Here is a 19,704-nt window from a genome sequence, read left to right as displayed (position 1 = left end):
CTAAGGAGTTAATATGGATGTTTACAAGGGAACCGGTGCCTTTTCCGGAATTGCCATCGGTAAGATACTGTATTATCATAAAAGCGAATATCAGATGCGCCAGTACGAAATCACAGATGTGAAAACAGAGCTGAATATTTTCCGGCAGGCGCGCACCAGAGTCATGGAACAGCTGGAGGATTTATATGAAAAAAACTGCATAATTCAGGGAACCCAGGCAGAGATTTTTCTCAGACAAAAGAATCTGCTGGAGGGAAAAAGCTTTCAACGTGCCATTGAGAGTGTCATACAGAGTGAAAAAGTAAATTCTGCCTATGCGGTAATGACTACAAGGGATGAGATGCTTAAGACTTTCAGAACTCTGGAAGAGCCTGCGATTAAAGAACGGCTGGATAATATGCGGGAGATTTCCGACCGCCTGATCGGTGAACTGGGAGGTATCTCTCCCAGGATAGATCTTGGGGATGAGCCTGTGATCGTTGTGACGGAGAGTATTACGCCAACAGAACTGATGGAGATGGATAAGGATAAACTGATGGCTATTGTTACCCATCATGGTTCCGACATGTCTCATGCTGCCATTATGGCAAAAACAATGAATATACCGGCTCTGCTGGAAATTGACACAGATTCGGAGTGGGACGGACGGCAGGCTATTGTGGACGGATATACCGGAACTTTGTATATTGATCCGGATGAAGAGGTAAAAAAAGAATATGAGATCCGCAGGCAGGCTGATAAAGAAGAAAGAGAAGAGCTTCTGAAATTAAGGAGAGAACCGGATATCACAAAAGATGGCAGAAAAATTGAAATCTATGCCAATATCGGAAATATGGACGACCTGAACAGTGTGCTGTATTACGGAGCTGCCGGGATTGGTCTTCTGCGCAGTGAATTCCAGTATCTTGGAAGAGAAAATTATCCTCGTGAAAATGAGCTGTTTCTTGCATACAAAAAGATTGCGGAGACCATGGGAGAAAAGCTCACTGTGATCCGTACGGCAGATCTCGGAGCAGACAAGCAGGCAGAATATCTGAATATCCCGGACGAGACAAATCCGATCATGGGGAACAGAGGAATCCGTCTCTGCCTTGACAGAAAAAGAATGTTCAAGGCACAGCTTCGGGCAATTTTCAGGGCGAGTGCATATGGAAATCTGGCGCTGATGTATCCGATGATCAGCTCAGAAGAGGAAATGGATGAGATTGAAGAAATTATCCGGGAAGTAAAGATCGGGCTGGATGAAAAAGGAATTCCGTATAAACATATTAAGACAGGAATCATGATCGAGACTCCGGCAGCAGTCATGATCAGCCGGGAGCTTGCCAGAAGAGTGGATTTCCTGAGTCTTGGAACCAATGACCTGAGTCAGTATACACTGGCGATGGACAGACAGAATCCGCTTCTGCGCAAGAAATATAATGACCATCACCCGGCAGTGCTGCGTATGATTCAAATGGTGATCGAAGCGGGACATGCAGAAAACAGACGTGTCTGTATCTGCGGGGAACTTGCAGCAGACACTGCCCTGACAGAAGAATTTCTGAGGATGGGTGTGGACTGTCTCTCTGTAGTGCCGGCATGTATTTTGCCGGTAAGAAAAGCACTGAGACAGGTGGATCTGTCCGGAGATGATAAAGGTGCGTGAATTTGGTGAAAAGTAAAGTGGTATTACTTCCCTGCCGGGAATATGATGAAGAAAAAATCTATATGCTGCTGAAACAGGGGCTGGATTTTCTGGGTGGAGTGGAGACTCTGATTCCAAAGGATGCGAAGATCCTGCTGAAGCCGAATCTGCTGAAAAAAGCAGAGGTAGAGAAAGCAGTGATCACACATCCGGTTGTAGTAGGAGTTTTTGCGGGAATCCTGCGTGAAAGTGGGTATGAGAATATTGTGCTTGCAGATTCCTGCGGTCATGGAACCACTCAGGCAGTGATTCGCGGAACAGGAATGGATACTTATCTGGAGAAATATCATATTCCGGCTGTTGATTATTCTGAGGGCGTGAAAACTGCTTATCCGCAGGGAGTCCAGGCAAAGGAATTTATCCTGCCAAAAGAACTGTTGGAGCAGGACTGTGTGATTTCCCTGAGCAAGATGAAAACACATGCATTAGAACGTATCACCGGTGCGGTTAAGAACAGCTATGGGTTTGTATATGGATTCCATAAAGCGAAGGGGCACACGCAGTACCCGAGTGCAGACAGCTTTGCCAGAATGCTTATTGATCTGAATAAATGTGTGGCACCGAAGCTGTATGTGATGGATGGGATTGTGGCCATGGAGGGCAACGGACCGGGTTCGGGAGATCCGGTTCCTATGAATGTACTGCTGATGTCCACCGATCCGGTTGCACTGGACAGTGTATTCAGCCGTCTGGTTTATCTGAAACCGGAGATGGTTCCGACGAACTATCATGGTGAGAAAATGGGACTTGGTACATGGAAAGAAGAGGAGATTACCCTTCTGACACCAGACGGGGAGATTTCCATGGCAGAGGCAGTGAAAAAATACGGAAATCCGGTTTTTAATGTAGACCGTACAGAAGTGCGAAAGAATATCTGGACAAGAATGGCGGGAGCGTTAAACATTTTTCAGAAAAAACCATATATAGAAGCTGATAAATGTGTCCGCTGCGGGATCTGTGTGCAGAGCTGTCCGGTTCCGGGGAAAGCTGTGGATTTCAGAAAAGGCAAAGGAAAGCCGCCGGTATATGATTACAGAAAGTGTATCCGCTGTTTCTGCTGCCAGGAGATGTGCCCGAAAAAAGCAATCAAAGTGAAGTAGATGAAAAGCAGATAATAAAAAGCGCAACTGTTTATAGAATTGCCACGGTATTTTCGCAGGATCAGGACAGAGGAAAGCCGGACAATTACCAAAAAGCACATAACAGAGGATGAGAATATCTCGGATTGAGACAGATTCTATCCTAAGTTATGTGCTTTTTTGAGTCATATCCCTCTTTAACCGAATCAGGAAAGTTCCCTGCTTTGGCTGCGAATATTCGTTATTCGTCTGACTATGGCTGTCGAAGATACAAAATCTATCTTCCGAGGCTTCTGCTTATCTCGCGGATGAATTCCGGAGTAGTACCACAGCATCCTCCGACAACAGACGCACCATTTTCGATCAGAACCTTCATATGTTCAGCAAAGCTTTTGGCGTCCATACTGTAAATGGCATTTCCCTGATCATCAATCGTCGGCATACCGGCATTAGGTTTGGCAATGACAGGAATGGATACGTTCTCTTTGATATTGCGGACAACGGATACCAGCTGGTCAGGTCCTACAGAACAGTTGATCCCAACTGCCACAGCACCTGCACCCTCAAGGGCAATCGCAGCCTCCACAGCATTTCCTCCGCTGAAAATGCTTCCGTCAGCTTCTACGGTCATTGTACACATTACAGGAAGAGAACTTACGGATGCAGCAGCATCCAGTGCAGCAAGTGTTTCCTCGATATTGATCATGGTTTCCGCAGCGATCAGATCAACACCTGCATCCTCAAGAACCTTAATCTGTTCACAGTATGTTTCATATGCCATCTCATAGGTGAGATCACCGGCAGGCTCCATCATCTTGCCTGTTGTGGTAATATCACCGGCAACATAGACCTTATGTCCTACTGCCTCTCTGGAAATATTTACAAGTGCATGGTTCATTTCCGCAAGCTTATCCTGCAGTCCGTGAAGTCCGAGACTGTAACGGTTTCCGCCGAAAGTAGGTGCGTATACGATCTGGCTTCCTGCTTCAACATAAGCCTTCTGCAGATTCTGCAGAACTTCTTTGTGCTCCATGATCCATGCTTCTGTACAGATTCCTCTTGGCATTCCGGCGGCCATAAGATTGGAACCGGTAGCGCCGTCGAGCAGTACAACATCCTGTGTCAGCTTCTGAAATTCTTCTTTAGTCATGGAAATTTCCTCCTGTGTTTTTCTATGAAAGTCCTGAGTGGCTGCCATGAATCAGTCATGTCTGCATGGGTAAATTCGTGGATACCGGACAGGATGACTTTCATATACTGTGACATTATAGCACAGCTTTCAGGATAAATGGAGAAAATTAATAAATTTTTATTTCATATGATGCAGTAAAAATTTCATCCTTGTCCAGAGTGTTGATATATTTTTTTTCCGGAAGCTCGCCCTTAAATCCAAAATCATCACAGCGTCCCATCCATGGTTCAAGACATACAAAAGGAGAACCCGGGACGGACCAGATGCCAAAGCTTGGAAATCCATGACAGATCAGTTCCACATAAGGAGTTCCGTCAGGGAAAGCGATGCCGGCCTTTTCAATCTGGTCATCAAAAATAAGGGCATCTTTGTCAAACATGTGAGCATCAATAAGGCAGGAACCATTCTCAAGCTCCAGTGTATAAGCTTTATCTGCGACCGCGGTGCCTGATGATATGTCGATCAGCAGATAGGAAAGGGAATCCCGGCCGTCGAAAGTAAGATGATATTGCTCCTGGGAGCCAATTCCTCCGGCAGGTACATTGAATGCAGGATGGCCGCCAATTGTAAAATACATGGTTTTATCATTAAGGCTGATCACTTCCCAGCATACACTGACCTGGTTCTTCTCCAGAACATGCTTGATCTTCAGCTCAAAATCATATGGATAATTTTCTCTTGTGGCATCAGAAGATTTCAGCCTATGGGTGATGGAATCAGCAGTCATATCCACGCAGGTAAATTCGCTGTCCCTGGCAAACCCATGCTGACTGGAGGGATATTCGACTCCATTAATACGATAGTGATCCTCAAAATGACGTCCCACATTAGGGAAAAGAACCGGTGCGTGGCGTTTCCAGTAAGCCGGATCTGCCTGCCAGATCACTTCTCTGTTATGTACTTTATCAAAAATGCTGCAAAGCTCAGCACCATGATCGTCTACAGATACTCTAAGATAGTCGTTTTCAATTGTATGGATCATAAATGAATCCTCCTTGATCGATAAATATTGTGTAACTGTTCAGCTGGCAGTATTCTGCAAATCACCGAAGGTGATTTGAAATGCATTTTGGTTCGTAACTGCGAAGGTACCGAATAGTCACGGACATTGATGTCCGGCAATTTTTAAAAAGGTTTTGATTGCTATAAGTTGATGCCGGAATCAATCTGTCTATAAGTATAACACATGGGCCGGATTAATTATAGTTATAAATATACAAAAATAGATCTGAAATGTCGTGGTAAATTGAAAAATACACTGATATAGTGACGAAATACAGAAAACATATGTGTAAAAACCACAATAAATGATTGACGAATAAAAAAATATTTGTTACAATTTACCTCAACGAGTCCTGCGGGACCAGAGCGTGTCTGAAAAATTGTGCCACACATCTTGCGTAAAGCATTTTTCAGACACACTCTAAGACATAATGAACAAAACGTGAAAACAAGGAGGTCATTGCTATGGCGAAAAAAAGAAATATCATTGTTGGACAATCAGGAGGACCTACTGCAGTAATCAATTCCAGTCTTGCCGGAGTTTATAAGAATGCCATTGAACGAGGATTTGACAAAGTATACGGAATGCTTCACGGCATTCAGGGACTGTTGGATGAACAGTATATTGATCTGTCAACACAGATTCATTCAGAACTGGATATCGAATTACTCAAGAGAACACCATCTGCATTTTTAGGTTCCTGTCGTTACAAGCTTCCTGAGATTCACGAAGATAAAGCAATTTATGAGAAAATTTTTGAGATCTTAAATAAACTGGATATCTATGCGTTTATCTACATTGGCGGAAATGATTCCATGGATACGATCAAGAAACTGTCCGATTATGCGATTCTCACAGGACAGACTCAGAAGTTCCTTGGTGTTCCGAAAACAATCGACAATGACCTGGCGCTGACAGACCATACACCCGGATTCGGAAGTGCTGCAAAATATATCGGCGCATCCACAAAAGAAGTGATCCGCGATGCACTGGGACTTACTTATAAGAAAAATATGATTACGATCATGGAGATTATGGGACGTAATGCCGGATGGCTTACAGGTGCCACAGCACTGGCAAAATCTGAGGACTGCGACGGACCGGATTTGATCTATCTGCCGGAAGTGCCTTTTGATGTTGAGAAATTCCTTGCAAAAGTAAAAGATCTTCTGAATAAAAAAGCATCTATTGTAATCGCAGTTTCCGAGGGAATCAAGCTGGCAGACGGAAGATATGTATGTGAGCTTGGAAGCGTGGGAGACTATGTGGATGCATTTGGACACAAACAGCTTCAGGGAACAGCCACTTATCTGGCAAACTTCCTGGCAGCGGAGTGCGGATGCAAGACAAGAGCTGTTGAACTTTCCACATTACAGAGAAGTGCTTCCCATATGGCATCCAGAGTGGATATTGATGAAGCATTCATGGTAGGTGGTGCTGCAGTTAAAGCTGCAGATGAAGGTGACACAGGTAAGATGGTTGTTATCGACCGTGTTTCCGATGATCCCTACATGGCAGCTACAGGTATCTACGATGTACACAGAATCGCAAATGAGGAGAAACTTGTTCCGAGAGAATGGATGAATAAAGATGCTACAAACGTAACTAAGGATTTTGTAGACTATATTAAACCTCTGATCCAGGGAGATTATCAGCCTATTATGGTAAATGGTATGCCGAGACATCTGGTACTGAACATGAAAAAAGGCAGAAAAAAATAATTGATAAAAATTATAAACGGGCAGCCGGGCAGATCAACTTATCTGTTTTGCTTCCCGTTTTTTCCTGTTATATATGAGATGTGAGAGAAAAATGTAGATAAAGACCAGAATAAAGGACTGAGAAAACCTTAACAATAATAAGAATAATAAAATAAATCACTTTATGCAGAATGTATAAAAATTTTAGCTAATTTTAGCAGAATAACCTTGACGAAATGACACAAATTCTATAAAATAATTATGTGCGTATAAGAAACATATATTTACTTATGTGCGAAAGGTGTGGCTGTTCAGTTACTTCACAACAGAATGCTGAATAGTTACAAAAGAACAATAATTTAGGAGGAAAATGTAAAATGGCAAAATGGGTTTACATGTTTACAGAAGGTAACGCTAATATGAGAAACCTTCTGGGTGGTAAAGGTGCCAACCTTGCTGAAATGACAAACCTTGGTCTTCCTGTACCTCAGGGCTTCACAATCACAACAGAAGCTTGTACTCAGTACTATGAAGACGGAAGACAGATCAATGATGAGATCATGGCTCAGATCATGGAAGCAATCACCAAAATGGAAGGAGTTACCGGAAAGAAATTCGGTGACAAAGAAAATCCTCTGCTTGTTTCCGTTCGTTCTGGTGCGAGAGCTTCTATGCCAGGTATGATGGATACTATCCTGAACCTTGGTTTAAATGAAGACGTTGTTAACGTACTTGCTGAAAAATCCGGCAATGCTCGTTGGGCATGGGACTGCTACAGAAGATTCATCCAGATGTACTCTGATGTAGTTATGGAAGTCGGAAAGAAATATTTCGAAGAACTTATCGATGAGATGAAAGCTAAAAGAGGTGTTAAGCAGGATGTTGAACTTACTGCAGAAGACCTTCATGAATTAGCTGAACAGTTCAAAGCTGAATATAAAGCAAAAATCGGTGCTGATTTCCCAACTGATCCTAAGGAACAGTTAATGGGTGCTATCAAAGCCGTATTCCGTTCCTGGGACAACCCACGTGCGAACGTATATCGTCGTGACAACGATATCCCGTATTCCTGGGGTACAGCTGTTAACGTACAGATGATGGCATTCGGTAACATGGGTGATGACTGTGGTACAGGTGTTGCCTTCACACGTGACCCTGCTACAGGAGCTAACGGTCTGTTTGGTGAATTCCTTACAAATGCTCAGGGTGAAGACGTTGTTGCCGGTGTTCGTACACCTATGCACATCTCCGAAATGGAACAGAAATTCCCGGAAGCATTCGTACAGTTCAAACAGGTTTGCGAAACACTTGAAAAACACTACAGAGACATGCAGGATATGGAGTTTACTGTAGAGCATGGTAAACTGTATATGCCTCAGACACGTAACGGTAAGAGAACAGCTCAGGCTGCTTTAAAGATCGCTTGTGACCTTGTTGATGAGGGAATGAGAACAGAAGAAGAAGCTGTAGCTATGATCGACCCACGTAACCTTGATACTCTTCTTCACCCACAGTTTGATGCTGCTGCTCTGAAAGCTGCTACACCAATGGGTAAAGGCCTTGGCGCTTCTCCTGGAGCTGCTTGCGGTAAGATCGTATTCACAGCTGATGACGCTGTTGAATGGGCTGAAAGAGGAGAGAAAGTCGTACTTGTACGTCTTGAGACATCTCCGGAAGACATCACAGGTATGAAATCTGCTCAGGGTATCCTGACAGTTCGTGGTGGTATGACATCTCACGCCGCAGTTGTTGCCCGTGGTATGGGTGAGTGCTGTGTATCCGGATGCGGTGATATCGCTATGGACGAAGAAAACAAGAAATTCACACTTGCTGGTAAAGAATTCCACGAAGGAGACTTCATCTCCATCGATGGTACAACCGGTAACATCTACGACGGAATCATCCCGACTGTAGACGCTACAATCGCTGGTGAGTTCGGACGCATCATGGCATGGGCTGACAAGTACAGAACAATGAAAGTTCGTACAAACGCAGATACTCCTGCAGATGCTAAGAAAGCTGTAGAGCTTGGTGCAGAAGGTATCGGTCTTTGCCGTACAGAGCATATGTTCTTCGGTGAGGGACGTATCGATGCATTCCGTGAAATGATCTGCTCCGAAACAGCAGAAGAGAGAGAGAAAGCACTTGAAAAAGTTCTTCCATATCAGCAGGATGACTTCAAAGGTCTCTTTGAAGCTCTGGAAGGTAACCCTGTTACTATCCGTTTCCTGGATCCGCCTCTTCATGAGTTCGTTCCTACAGATGAAGCTGACATCAAGAAACTTGCAGATGCTCAGGGCAAAACTGTAGAGCAGATCAAGACTATCATCGCTTCTCTTCATGAGTTCAACCCGATGATGGGACATCGTGGATGCCGTCTTGCTGTAACATATCCTGAAATCGCTAAGATGCAGACAACAGCAGTTATCCGCGCAGCAATCGAAGTTAAGAAAGCTCATCCGGACTGGACAATCAAACCGGAAATCATGATCCCACTTGTTGGCGATGTAAAAGAGCTTAAATATGTTAAGAAATTCGTAGTTGAGACAGCTGATGCTGAGATCAAAGCCGCTGGTTCTGACCTTCAGTATGAAGTTGGTACAATGATCGAGATCCCGAGAGCAGCTCTTACAGCTGATGAGATCGCTAAAGAAGCAGACTTCTTCTGCTTCGGTACAAACGACCTTACTCAGATGACATACGGCTTCTCCCGTGATGATGCAGGTAAATTCCTCAACGCATACTATGACGCTAAGATCTTCGAGAACGATCCATTTGCAAAACTGGATCAGGTTGGCGTTGGCAAGCTGATGAAGATGGCTATCGAACTCGGCAAACCGGTTAACCCGAACCTTCACGTAGGTATCTGCGGCGAGCATGGTGGAGATCCGTCTTCTGTAGAATTCTGCCACAAGATCGGTCTTAACTATGTATCCTGCTCACCATTCCGTGTACCGATCGCTCGTCTTGCAGCAGCACAGGCAGCTATCGCTGAGAAGAATGCATAATTAACATATGTTAAGGGGCAAAGCTAAATATCCTCTGATGAGGTAAAATGGCCAACCAGCCCTAAAGTGTCCAAACGTAAAAATCGACCTTGGAGAATTGTAGAAATACAGTTCTTCAGGGTCTTTTTTGTTTTACTGCATAGAGCAAAACCTTGAATTTATGCGATTTTTCATACTTCAATAAAAGATAAATTTTATTTAGTTTCTATTCCAAATTCTGAGGATATGGGCTTGATTTCTATTAGGACGATGCGGGATTTGCCCCCTTTGAGGATGAAGTGGTGTGCCCCATAACAGCATATTGTTAAGGGGCAAAGCTAAATATCCTCTAAAGAGGTAAAATAGCCAACCATCCCCGAAAGTGTCCAAACGTAAAAATCGACCCTGGAGAATTGTAGAAATACAGTTCTCTGGGTCATTTTTGTTTTATGATACAATGTGCTTGATAAAGAGCATAAAACATAATATAATATAATGTAAATAAGATAAACTATGGGGAGGTATTGAGTATGAAAAAGAAAAAAATTATATGTGTTATGTTGATTTTTCTTATATTGTTAATTCCATCATATCAAATTAATGCAGCTACAAATGGATGGAAAATAAATGGTCAAAATAAATATTATTATATTAATAATAAGAAGATTACTGGATCGAAAAAGATCGGGAAATACTATTATTATTTTGACAAAAAAGGAAGAATGGTAAAAAATAAGATTGTCAAAATTAAAGGTTATAACTATTATTACCAACCAAACGGAAAAAGATGTGCCGAGAAAAATATCCAGAAACAAATCGGTACAAAATACTATTATCTCAATTCCAAAAGTCAAGTTAACTTTTATAAAGGCTTTGTAACGATAGATAATAAAAAATATTTCTTTAATTCTTCGGGTAAATCTGTATCAGGTTGGATTGTATGTCCAGTAGGTCTTGCCGGATGGTTTGTGGATGAAATAAACGGATTATATGCAGTACATACGTACATAGATTTCCATGATCTTTGCAAAAATGCAGAAATAAGAAATAGTTTAGAAAAGATAACAGTTCCTAAAATTATTAATTTGGACATAAGCCAAGAATATTTATTGAACAAATTCCATAATGAAGGTATAGATATAGACTATGTTTAAAATCGTAAAAAAATAAAAGGGTGAAAATAACTACACCCTTTTATTTAATTTACATTCTTTTTCTTTGAACCTAAAAACAATCTTTCCAAATAATCTATAATATGGCACTGGCATTTCTTCAAAAACATAGTAATTAATGCAGTCTGCCAGTAAGATTGCTACCCATGATAAAAAGAACCAAATAACCATAAATGGAACACAGATAATCCCATGATAGTTGAGTGGCAGATTTGAGTAATCCCACATATGAGGAATTGGCAGATAATTCCAAGCCAAACCAATAGAAAGTTCCATCAGCGTAATGAGCAGCGAGCCAGTCAGTCCTTGAATAACAATGTCAATATCCCATGAGATTATATCATTTATTTTATCAAGAATTACAATTGCCAGTCCACCACATATCCCCATTTGCCAATAACTATATCCACGAAACAGTGTTTCTATAGTGATATAAGAACAGAAGCCAACCAGAAACAAAACTAAATTCTTTAAAAATTTGTCTTTCATATACACTCCTTATAAAAATATTGACACTCCGATTATTTAAGTGCAACATAATTATTGTTGTTGCATAAGTAGTGCTTTCAATACATCTGATTGATAATCAACAGGAATTTCTATACCATAAGTAATGGCAGAAATATCGGTTATCTTTTCAAGTGAATTGATGTATTTTTTTAGAGAATTATTGTATGTAACTTGATAGGTTTTCCAAGCGGTTGCAGCAGTCAAGATGGCATTAATATCATTTACTGTATAGAATTTACAAAGTTCACCATCGGCATGATATGGGATTTCGGTTTCTCCAGATGCAACCATAGTAGAAAGTGTAATAAGATTGAGTTGATCTTGTTCGGTAAGAGAGAAGTGATAAGAGCTTCCATCGCTTAACTTTATATCAAATCCTTTCTGAATAAGATTCGTACACATCATATTCATCTCTGCTATTTTTGTATTTTTTACATATTCAACTGTAATTTCCTGATTTGGGTCTGATGGCGTATTATCAATATCTGGTATCTCTGGTGTTTTCGGAACTTCGATTTGTTCTCCAGGCTCTATTGATTTGTTGAGTGCCATAAATTCTTCTTTGTCAATTTCTATGATAGAAGCGGAAGGGTATAGACCTTTTACAGTTTCCGGACGCAACCAGGAATCATGATAATAGTTGTCGGCACAAACAATATATTGAGCTTCGTCAAGATTACAAGTAAGCATAAGTGGCGGTAAACCATCACGCAATTTATATTTGCATAAATCCAAAGCAGTAGATATACCAATAAATATATTGTCATTAATTACTTTATAGTACAACATTTCGGTTTTCTCCTTTTATAATGTTTACCTATAATGTAACAAAACAGGCAATCAAAGATGCCTGTACTGCGTATAAGAACTTTTTTAAGGGTTTGCAGAAATTCCCAAGATTCAAGTCAAAAAAGAGAGCAATGCCGAAGTTCTATCAGGACAACGTTAAGATACGCTTCAGTAATACACACGTTAAATTTGAAGGCTTTTCTTCCAGCAGGAAAGCAAATAAACAAAAAATGAATTGGGTAAGACTTGCAGAACATGGACGTATTCCGACAAATGCTAAATATATGAACCCGAGAATATCCTTTGACGGATTGAACTGGTGGATCAGCGTATGTGTAGAATTTCCTGACTGCAGGGAAACACTTAATGATGACGGAGTCGGCATAGACCTGGGAATCAAAGATCTGGCTGTCTGCTCTGATGGGACTAAGTATAAGAACATCAATAAAGGTCAGAAAGTAAAGAAATCAGAAAAACAGAAACGCAGATTACAGCGTAGTATCTCTCGTTCTTACGAGAAAAATAAGAAAGGGGAAAGTTACTGTAAAACAAATAATGTGATCAAAAAGGAAAAACTTTTATTAAAACGAAATCACAGATTAACAAACATCCGTAAAAATTATTTAAATCAGACCATATCGGAGATCGTAGATCGAAAACCAAGATTTATATGTATTGAAGATCTGAATGTCAGCGGAATGATGAAAAACAGACATTTATCCAAAGCAGTTCAGGCACAGGGATTTTTTGGGTTTAGAAAACAGCTTGAATATAGGTGCAGCGATAAAGGGATCCAGCTTATTGTGGCTGATCAGTTTTATCCATCATCAAAACTTTGCAGCTGTTGTGGAAACATCAAAAAAGATCCGAAGTTATCTGACAGAGTTTATAGATGTGCGTGTGGGAATATGATTGACAGAGATTTCCAGATATCTATAAATCTCAAGACTTATGGAGAAAAATTTGCAAGCTGACACTGAAACGTTAATGCAAATATGTACGGATACGTTAGTCCGGAATTTACGCCTATGGAGAGTACAAGAACTTGTGAGTAGATTGATATTTATATCATCAAAAGCATACTCGTTGAAGTAGGAATGGAACATAGAAGTTTATAACTTTTTATAAGTTTTCAGTAACGGTACATATATATGAGTAAAAAAGGTTATAGTCGCCCAGGATTATTTGGAACTATGAAGTATTATGACGCGGACGGAAACTTTATAGGAGAGAGCCGTCCAGGCTGGCTTGGCAGCATGGAGAATTATGATGCCAATGGAAATAAGACTGGTGAAAGTCGTCCAGGCTGGCTTGGAAGTATGGAAAATTATGATGCTAATGGAAACAAAATAGGTGAAAGCCGCCCTGATTGTTTTGGAAATATGAATCATTATAATGAAAATGGACATAAGACAGGACATAGCGATAAAGGTATTTTTGGAGGATGGAACCATTTTGATGAATAAAAAAGATACAAAGATCAACCGAAATGATATGCTGGAATTAACCCGCAGGATGACATTATCCAGAAACTGCTTTGTGCGTGCAGCAGGAGCATATATAGATGACGAGGGATACATAGATAATACCTTCAATGTAAGCTTCAAAAATATGAGCAAACATGATCAGCAGGTAAATCTGGATCTTGCGAAAACCATTCCTTTTTCCAAAACAAATGAACAGTTAAAACGTTATAAATTCCCTGAAGGGGATATGGCATATGACAGCATCCACAAACTGCTGATGGCATTATCGCAATATGGATTAAAAGATGATCTTCTGGTTCAGACTCTCTGTGAACAGCTTGCAGAGGGGATCTACAGTACAAGAGATTCATCAAATAGAACAAACCGCTTGCGGGGACAGGAGTTTGGAATTTATATTTATCATGGAATATATGATATTCCAAAGAAAGGCTCAGACCACAGCGAACAGTGGGAGTCAGAAGAAATATACAGTTTCCTGATCTGTGTGGTGGCTTCGGTAGATAAAGATTACAATGCCGGAACTCCAAAATGCGGCTTTATTTTCCCTGCCTTTGAAGACCGTTCCGCAGAACCTGGAAAAATAGATGTATTCTTTGAAATACCGGAGCATCTGGACGAGGGATTTCTGGACAGGATAATAGGGCAATAATCTGAACAGGGTGGTCATTTATGAGGATTGTGATAGATAAATCTTAATTAAATCATATGTAATTCAATTTAGTCATTTTATGCATAAATGACTAAATTAAAATGAAGCTATTTGGAGAAATATATGGAAAGGCGGTATATGGATGAAGTGGGCAGATGGCAAGATACGATGTTGCTGGGCAAATCCGAAAAATGAGCGGTATATCCGTTATCACGATGAGGAGTGGGGCATTCCGGTGCATGATGACCGGAAGCTCTTTGAAATGCTGATATTGGAGTGCTTTCAGGCGGGCCTGTCCTGGGAATGTGTTCTGAACAAGCGAGATGCTTTTCGCGAGGCTTTTGACAACTTCAATCCGGAGAAAGTCAGCGCTTACACTGAGGACAAGCTGGAAGCACTGCGGAGTAATCCCGGCATCATACGAAACCGCCTGAAAATACAGGCTGCTGTTACCAATGCATGTGCGTTCCTGGAAATTCAGAAGGAGTACGGCAGCTTTTCGGACTATATCTGGCATTGGACAGATGGCAAAGTAGTCTGTGAAACCGGCCGGACAAGTTCAGAACTGTCCGATTGTATATCAAAAGATTTGAAAAAACGCGGCATGAAGTTCGTGGGAACAACGGTTATCTATGCCTATTTACAGGCAGTAGGAGTTCTCTCTTCTCATGAGCAGGGCTGCTTTTTGGCAAATCAGGAAGCTGAGCATTATAATAGTTATTCATAAGACTGTTATTTCCTGATTTTTATCCATCCTGCATGAAGCAGATGTACACCTGCGGGAATCAGAGAAAGCAGATGTATATTTGTGCAGCTGCCTGTTTCTGCATATATCGGCAGAATGAGTGTATGAAATGCAAGATAAAGGTATGCGCCTGCAGCAATGAGATTACACAGAAAAAAACTCCAGCCGAAGATACCGGAAATAGAAGCTGTAAGAATGATGACCAGCGTCAGGGTATCAGGAACAAAGGGAAGATGAATAAAATCAAATTCAGGTTTCAGGGAGAGAAATGCGAGCACTGCGTAAAGAAAAAGCACTGCATTTAATAAACTCATGATTTTAAACGGTAAACTGTAAAAGGGTGTAACAGGGCAGTCAGGCCATAGTTCAACATCCAGTTTCTGTGCAAGCTGGGTTGCTGACTTTGTAAAGGTTATATTTGTCATTACAACAGCTTTATCGCAGTCGTAGAAGTTTGCACCTGCATAGGCTTCCTGAACGGCTTTATTTCCAACAGGATGGGTGTAATATTTACATTGTATCCCGTATTTTTTTCGATGTTTGAAAGCAATGATATCGATTCCCTGATCTCCGGAGCTTTGGGTTACTTTTATTTTAGAAAAATGTTTTCGCTTTAGTATCTTTGCACATTGATATTCAAATTCATATCCATCCATGTGTTGAGTCTCCTGTATTATATAAAATTGTATAGCAGTCCTCGTAAATGATACATTTAAGAGGATTGCTATAGATGTAGTGCATATTTGCAATATATTATATCTGCAACATACCATTTATAGAAATTCAGGAAAATACTGTAAGTAATGAAATGGCTGGTGTTACGGTATTTTCCTGAATTACGATAACAGTCTGCAACAAAATAAGAATACCATGTTTGATGATAAAGAACAAGTGTTTTGCGAAGAAAAGAAGAAGGGGTTATTGTTTACTGGCTGGTTTACTGGTTGCGTTACTGAGACGTTACCGAGAATGGAATAAACAGTAACGAGAATGGTTACTCTTTGCGGGAATTGTGTTATAATAGTCTTTGATTTATTGCTGCTGAAAAAAGTGGACAGTTTATAGCGAGCCTATTAAATGCATTATTTACGAGGACTGCTATAGTAATTATACAAAACCGTAAGAGGGGGATAAGCATTTGAAATATTTTGAAGAAATTATGTCGGAACGAAAAAACCGTATAGAAGCCAGAAAGGACGAGCTGATCCGCAGGAGTCTGCTGTCTGAAGAATTTCTGGAAATGATCCAGAAAAATAAAAGGCCCTTTGATCTGCTGATGTCTTACTATCAGTGTGCTGTCATGGAGATTGAGACAAAATTCAGAGTGCTGAATCAGGAGTATTCCCTGGAATATGATAAAAATCCTATCGAGGGTATTAAAACCAGAATTAAATCTTATGACAGCATTGTGCGGAAAATACGCAGAAAAAATATTCCCATGTCTTTAACTGCTATAGAAGAAAATATCAAGGATATCGCAGGTGTCCGGGTAATCTGTTCTTTTCCGGAGGATATCTATGAGTTGGCAGACAGCTTTCTGCGTCAGGATGATATTGTACTGATCGAGAAAAAAGATTATATAAAAAATCCAAAACCCAGTGGTTACAGAAGCCTGCATCTGATCGTGCAGGTGCCTATCTTTCTGCAGAAAAACAAAAAAATGGTAAATGTGGAAGTCCAGTTTCGAACTATTGCCATGGATTTCTGGGCAAGTCTGGAACATAAGCTTCGCTATAAAAAAGATATCCCGGCAGATCAGGCACAGCAATTGCAGGAGGAGCTTCTGGCGTGTGCCACCCAGAGTGCTCAGTTGGATAACCGGATGCAGGAAATTCGTAATCAACTGGTCAGCAGAGCTGATAAGGGGAATCAATCCTGAGAAAGTTCCTTATTTCAGGAACTTCCTCAATAATTTTTCATAAATTTTTCTATATGGCTGGTATCTCATTGGCAGATCCAGCCATGTTTTTTTGTCTACAATACTCTTATAGTGGGAGAAGGTATGAAAACCGTCTTTGCCATGGTAGGAACCCATTCCGCTTTCACCAAAGCCGCCAAATCCCATCTCACTGGTTGCCAGGTGGATGATGGTGTCATTGACACATCCGCCTCCGAATCCACAGTGGGAAGTAACTTTTTCCGCAGCTTCTTTGTCGGAGGTGAAGATATATAGTGCCAGAGGATGTGCCATGGAGTTGACCTTTTCGATGGCTTCATCCAGGGAATCATAGGCCAGCACAGGAAGCACAGGACCGAAGATTTCCTCCTGCATTACTGCATCCCCGAAGGTTACATTATCCATAACAGTAGGAGCGATCTGAAGAGCTCCCGGATTGTTGTCACCGCCACAGACTACCTTGCTGGGATCGATCAGATTGCAGATACGAGTAAAGTGTTTTTCATTAATAATTTTCCCATAATTCTTATTATTCAGAGGTGTGGAACCAAACTGTTTCCTGATCTGTTTCTGGATCTGTCGGATCAGTTCATCCTTGATTTCTCTGTCGCAGTAAATATAATCAGGTGCTACACAGGTCTGACCACAGTTGAGATATTTTCCAAATACAATTCTTCTGGCTGCAAGTTTCAGGTTGGCATTTTTCTCTACAATGCAGGGGCTTTTACCGCCCAGCTCCAGGGTAACCGGGGTCAGATGTACAGATGCTTTTGCCATTACTTCCCTGCCAACATGCTGGCTTCCTGTAAAGAAAATATAGTCAAAATGTTCATTGAGAAGAGTGTTATTTTCCGCACGTCCGCCGTTTACCACAGCCACATACCGGGGATCAAAACATTCGGTGATAATGGTTTCAATCACCCGGCTGGTGTGAGGAGAGTAGGCACTTGGTTTCAGTACAACTGTATTTCCGGCTGCAATCGCATCGATCAGCGGATCAATGGTGAGCAGGAAAGGATAATTCCATGGGCTCATAACCAGGACAACACCATAAGGAGATGGCTTCTTATAGCTTCTGGAAGCGAACTGGGCAAGGGGAGTCAGTACTGTTTTTTCTTTTGCATAGGAAGGTGTATGGCGGATCATGTAGCTGAGTTCTGAGAGCACAAGTCCCACTTCACACATATAGGATTCAAAGTTACTTTTTCCAAGGTCACGTTTCAGTGCTTCATTGATCAGTGGTTCATATTTCTGAATACAGGTCTTTAATTTTTTTAAGGCATCCAGCCTTTTTTCTACCGGTAAAGTGGCACCTGTGTAAAAATAGCTGCGTTGTTTCTGAACGATTTCTTTAATTTCTGTTTCTGTCATAATACATTATTTCCTTATATAATATAGATATCAGGTAACTATTGAGAGTCTGCAGGTTCCTGTATTTTGATATTTTTATAAAAAACGCTTTGCAGGATAGAAGAATATTAACAGTTACTTCTCAGCTTCTGAGGTATTTTCCTTGGAAGTCAGAGACATCAGCATGTAATAAAATTTCTCCAGTTCGGAGGCATCCATAAGCTTCGGCACAGGATACAGAGGATTGGCCTCTTTATCTGCATAATGGGCAAGCTTGGGGATATCTGTTTCCTGAATTTCTTTTACGATATTTACGATTCCAAATCGCTCTTTCATCTCTTCAATTGCCCGGATAAAAAGCTCTGTTGCTTCATGGTCCGGCGTATTTTTGTCTGCAAGTCCTGCTGCAATGGCAAGTCTGTGGAGCTTTTTGTCAATGCAGGAGCCATATTCCCGAAGTACCAGCGGCAGCAGAATGGCATTGGCAAGTCCATGGGGAACGTTGTACTGTCCACCCAGAGAGTGAGCGACTGCATGAACATATCCTACATAGGATTTGGTAAAAGCACAGCCTGCGTAGAAGGAGGCGTGGAGCATATTTCGTCTTGCCTGAATATTATCGCCATGCTCATAGGCAATGTCTATATTTTCAAAAATCAGTTTTACCGCTTTTAATGCATCCCTGCGTGTATCAATGGTGGTGGAATTGCCGATATATGCCTCCACTGCGTGAGTCAGGGCATCCATACCTGTAGTTGCGGTGATAAATGGGGGCAGGCTTAAGGTAACCTTGGGATCCAGCACTGCATAGCGGGGAATCAGCGGGAAATCGTTGATTGCGTATTTGTATCTGGTGTCTGCATCTGTGATAACAGCGGCGAGAGTGGTCTCACTTCCTGTTCCGGCAGTGGTTGGAACTGCCATGAGAAGGGGAAGTTTCTTATGCACCTTCAGGATTCCCTTCATCTGAGCCAGAGACTGATTGGGTTTGACCGCACAGGCACCGACTGCCTTTGCACAGTCCATGCTGGAACCGCCGCCGAAACCGATGATGGCATCACAGCCTTCTTTATGGTAAAGCTCCAACGCCTCGCGGACATTGACAGTAGTAGGGTTGGCAACTGTTTTATCATAAATGGTATAGGGGATGCCTGCCTCCTTTAAAGCTTTTTCCAGTCTTCGGGTAAGTCCAAGCTTCATGATACCGCCATCTGTAATGATCAGTACATGAGTACATTTGTGGCGCATGATGATTTCAGGGAGTTCCTTGACGCTTCCTGCGATTTTAGGTTTTCTGTAAGGTAAAAAGGGAATTGCAATGTGAAAAGCTTTCTGAAAAGCCCTGCAATATATTTTTCTGAGAGTGTTCATGGATAATTCCTTTCCTGGGGGCAGCCTGCTGCTTTGCAGACTGCCGGACAGCAGTTACTTCAGAAAAAAATATAACAAGGTAAAAA

At 41.4% G+C, this 19,704-nt stretch carries 17 protein-coding genes; 10 read left to right on the top strand and 7 right to left on the bottom strand.

Annotated elements, in window-relative coordinates; translation table 11 throughout:
- Nucleotides 1–13 precede the first annotated feature (13 nt).
- The gene (gene ptsP / locus LJE12_RS04200; RefSeq protein ID WP_025577630.1) at nucleotides 14–1,648 is read left to right on the top strand and encodes a phosphoenolpyruvate--protein phosphotransferase; all 1,635 of its coding nucleotides are present in this window, start codon (nucleotides 14–16) and stop codon (nucleotides 1,646–1,648) included.
- Between the two features lie 5 nt (nucleotides 1,649–1,653).
- A complete protein-coding gene (locus LJE12_RS04195) occupies nucleotides 1,654–2,787 on the top strand; it encodes a DUF362 domain-containing protein (RefSeq protein ID WP_227226800.1) in 1,134 nt (377 codons plus the stop codon).
- 256 nt (nucleotides 2,788–3,043) lie between these two features.
- Here LJE12_RS04195 and LJE12_RS04190 read toward each other — a convergent pair whose 3' ends face one another.
- Together LJE12_RS04190 and LJE12_RS04185 are read right to left on the bottom strand one after the other, a co-directional pair.
- Nucleotides 3,044–3,916 (bottom strand): homocysteine S-methyltransferase family protein, encoded by an 873-nt coding sequence (locus LJE12_RS04190; protein ID WP_173679521.1) that lies wholly within the window; start codon nucleotides 3,914–3,916, stop codon nucleotides 3,044–3,046.
- A gap of 148 nt (nucleotides 3,917–4,064) precedes the next feature.
- Nucleotides 4,065–4,940: an aldose 1-epimerase family protein gene (locus tag LJE12_RS04185; protein ID WP_173701257.1), complete on the bottom strand. Its 876-nt coding sequence runs from the start codon at nucleotides 4,938–4,940 to the stop codon at nucleotides 4,065–4,067.
- Between the two features lie 485 nt (nucleotides 4,941–5,425).
- Here LJE12_RS04185 and LJE12_RS04180 point away from each other — a divergent pair, with 485 nt between their 5' ends.
- The 3 genes from LJE12_RS04180 to LJE12_RS04170 all read left to right on the top strand — a co-directional run bounded on the left by LJE12_RS04180 (nucleotide 5,426) and on the right by LJE12_RS04170 (nucleotide 10,802).
- Entirely contained in the window at nucleotides 5,426–6,682 is a 1,257-nt protein-coding gene (locus tag LJE12_RS04180; protein ID WP_008703460.1) for a 6-phosphofructokinase, read from the top strand.
- 356 nt (nucleotides 6,683–7,038) lie between these two features.
- Nucleotides 7,039–9,669, top strand: coding sequence for a pyruvate, phosphate dikinase (gene ppdK / locus LJE12_RS04175; protein ID WP_227292088.1), 2,631 nt, complete (start codon nucleotides 7,039–7,041; stop codon nucleotides 9,667–9,669).
- Between the two features lie 509 nt (nucleotides 9,670–10,178).
- A complete protein-coding gene (locus tag LJE12_RS04170; protein WP_173683710.1) occupies nucleotides 10,179–10,802 on the top strand; it encodes a hypothetical protein in 624 nt (207 codons plus the stop codon).
- Between the two features lie 30 nt (nucleotides 10,803–10,832).
- On the opposite strand, the gene LJE12_RS04165 is transcribed toward LJE12_RS04170, so the two are convergent.
- Both LJE12_RS04165 and LJE12_RS04160 read right to left on the bottom strand, forming a co-directional pair.
- Complete coding sequence (locus LJE12_RS04165) at nucleotides 10,833–11,309, bottom strand: putative ABC transporter permease (RefSeq protein WP_173683709.1); 477 nt, start codon at nucleotides 11,307–11,309, stop codon at nucleotides 10,833–10,835.
- Between the two features lie 51 nt (nucleotides 11,310–11,360).
- The gene (locus LJE12_RS04160; RefSeq protein WP_227226801.1) at nucleotides 11,361–12,119 is read right to left on the bottom strand and encodes a DUF4376 domain-containing protein; all 759 of its coding nucleotides are present in this window, start codon (nucleotides 12,117–12,119) and stop codon (nucleotides 11,361–11,363) included.
- Nucleotides 12,120–12,139: 20 nt separating this feature from the next.
- Here LJE12_RS04160 and LJE12_RS04155 point away from each other — a divergent pair, with 20 nt between their 5' ends.
- From LJE12_RS04155 to LJE12_RS04140, 4 genes are all read left to right on the top strand, one after another.
- Complete coding sequence (locus LJE12_RS04155) at nucleotides 12,140–13,093, top strand: RNA-guided endonuclease InsQ/TnpB family protein (RefSeq protein WP_255610763.1); 954 nt, start codon at nucleotides 12,140–12,142, stop codon at nucleotides 13,091–13,093.
- A 219-nt stretch (nucleotides 13,094–13,312) separates the two neighbouring features.
- Nucleotides 13,313–13,585 (top strand): hypothetical protein, encoded by a 273-nt coding sequence (locus tag LJE12_RS04150; protein ID WP_227226803.1) that lies wholly within the window; start codon nucleotides 13,313–13,315, stop codon nucleotides 13,583–13,585.
- Nucleotides 13,578–14,255 carry a DUF4317 family protein gene (locus LJE12_RS04145; protein ID WP_227226813.1) on the top strand — a complete coding sequence of 226 codons (678 nt, stop codon included), beginning with the start codon at nucleotides 13,578–13,580 and terminating at the stop codon, nucleotides 14,253–14,255. Before LJE12_RS04150 ends, LJE12_RS04145 begins: the two co-directional genes overlap by 8 nt.
- Nucleotides 14,256–14,397: 142 nt before the next feature.
- Nucleotides 14,398–14,982: a DNA-3-methyladenine glycosylase I gene (locus tag LJE12_RS04140; protein WP_227226804.1), complete on the top strand. Its 585-nt coding sequence runs from the start codon at nucleotides 14,398–14,400 to the stop codon at nucleotides 14,980–14,982.
- A 5-nt stretch (nucleotides 14,983–14,987) separates the two neighbouring features.
- Here the strand turns inward: LJE12_RS04140 and LJE12_RS04135 are convergent, their stop codons facing one another.
- A complete protein-coding gene (locus tag LJE12_RS04135) occupies nucleotides 14,988–15,656 on the bottom strand; it encodes a restriction endonuclease (RefSeq protein WP_227292087.1) in 669 nt (222 codons plus the stop codon).
- A gap of 503 nt (nucleotides 15,657–16,159) precedes the next feature.
- Between LJE12_RS04135 and LJE12_RS04130 the strand changes: the two genes are divergently transcribed.
- Complete coding sequence (locus LJE12_RS04130; protein ID WP_025578246.1) at nucleotides 16,160–16,879, top strand: GTP pyrophosphokinase; 720 nt, start codon at nucleotides 16,160–16,162, stop codon at nucleotides 16,877–16,879.
- A gap of 9 nt (nucleotides 16,880–16,888) precedes the next feature.
- Here the strand turns inward: LJE12_RS04130 and LJE12_RS04125 are convergent, their stop codons facing one another.
- Both LJE12_RS04125 and LJE12_RS04120 read right to left on the bottom strand, forming a co-directional pair.
- Entirely contained in the window at nucleotides 16,889–18,268 is a 1,380-nt protein-coding gene (locus tag LJE12_RS04125) for an aldehyde dehydrogenase (RefSeq protein WP_227226806.1), read from the bottom strand.
- Nucleotides 18,269–18,382: 114 nt separating this feature from the next.
- The gene (locus LJE12_RS04120) at nucleotides 18,383–19,618 is read right to left on the bottom strand and encodes an iron-containing alcohol dehydrogenase (protein WP_227226807.1); all 1,236 of its coding nucleotides are present in this window, start codon (nucleotides 19,616–19,618) and stop codon (nucleotides 18,383–18,385) included.
- Nucleotides 19,619–19,704 lie beyond the last annotated feature (86 nt).

Origin of the sequence: Blautia sp. DFI.6.71 (genome assembly GCF_020593585.1) — a bacterium.
GTDB classification, from domain to species: domain Bacteria; phylum Bacillota; class Clostridia; order Lachnospirales; family Lachnospiraceae; genus Blautia_A; species Blautia_A wexlerae.
Note: the sequence above shows the minus strand (reverse complement) of the source record. Positions and strands in the feature narration are given on the sequence as shown.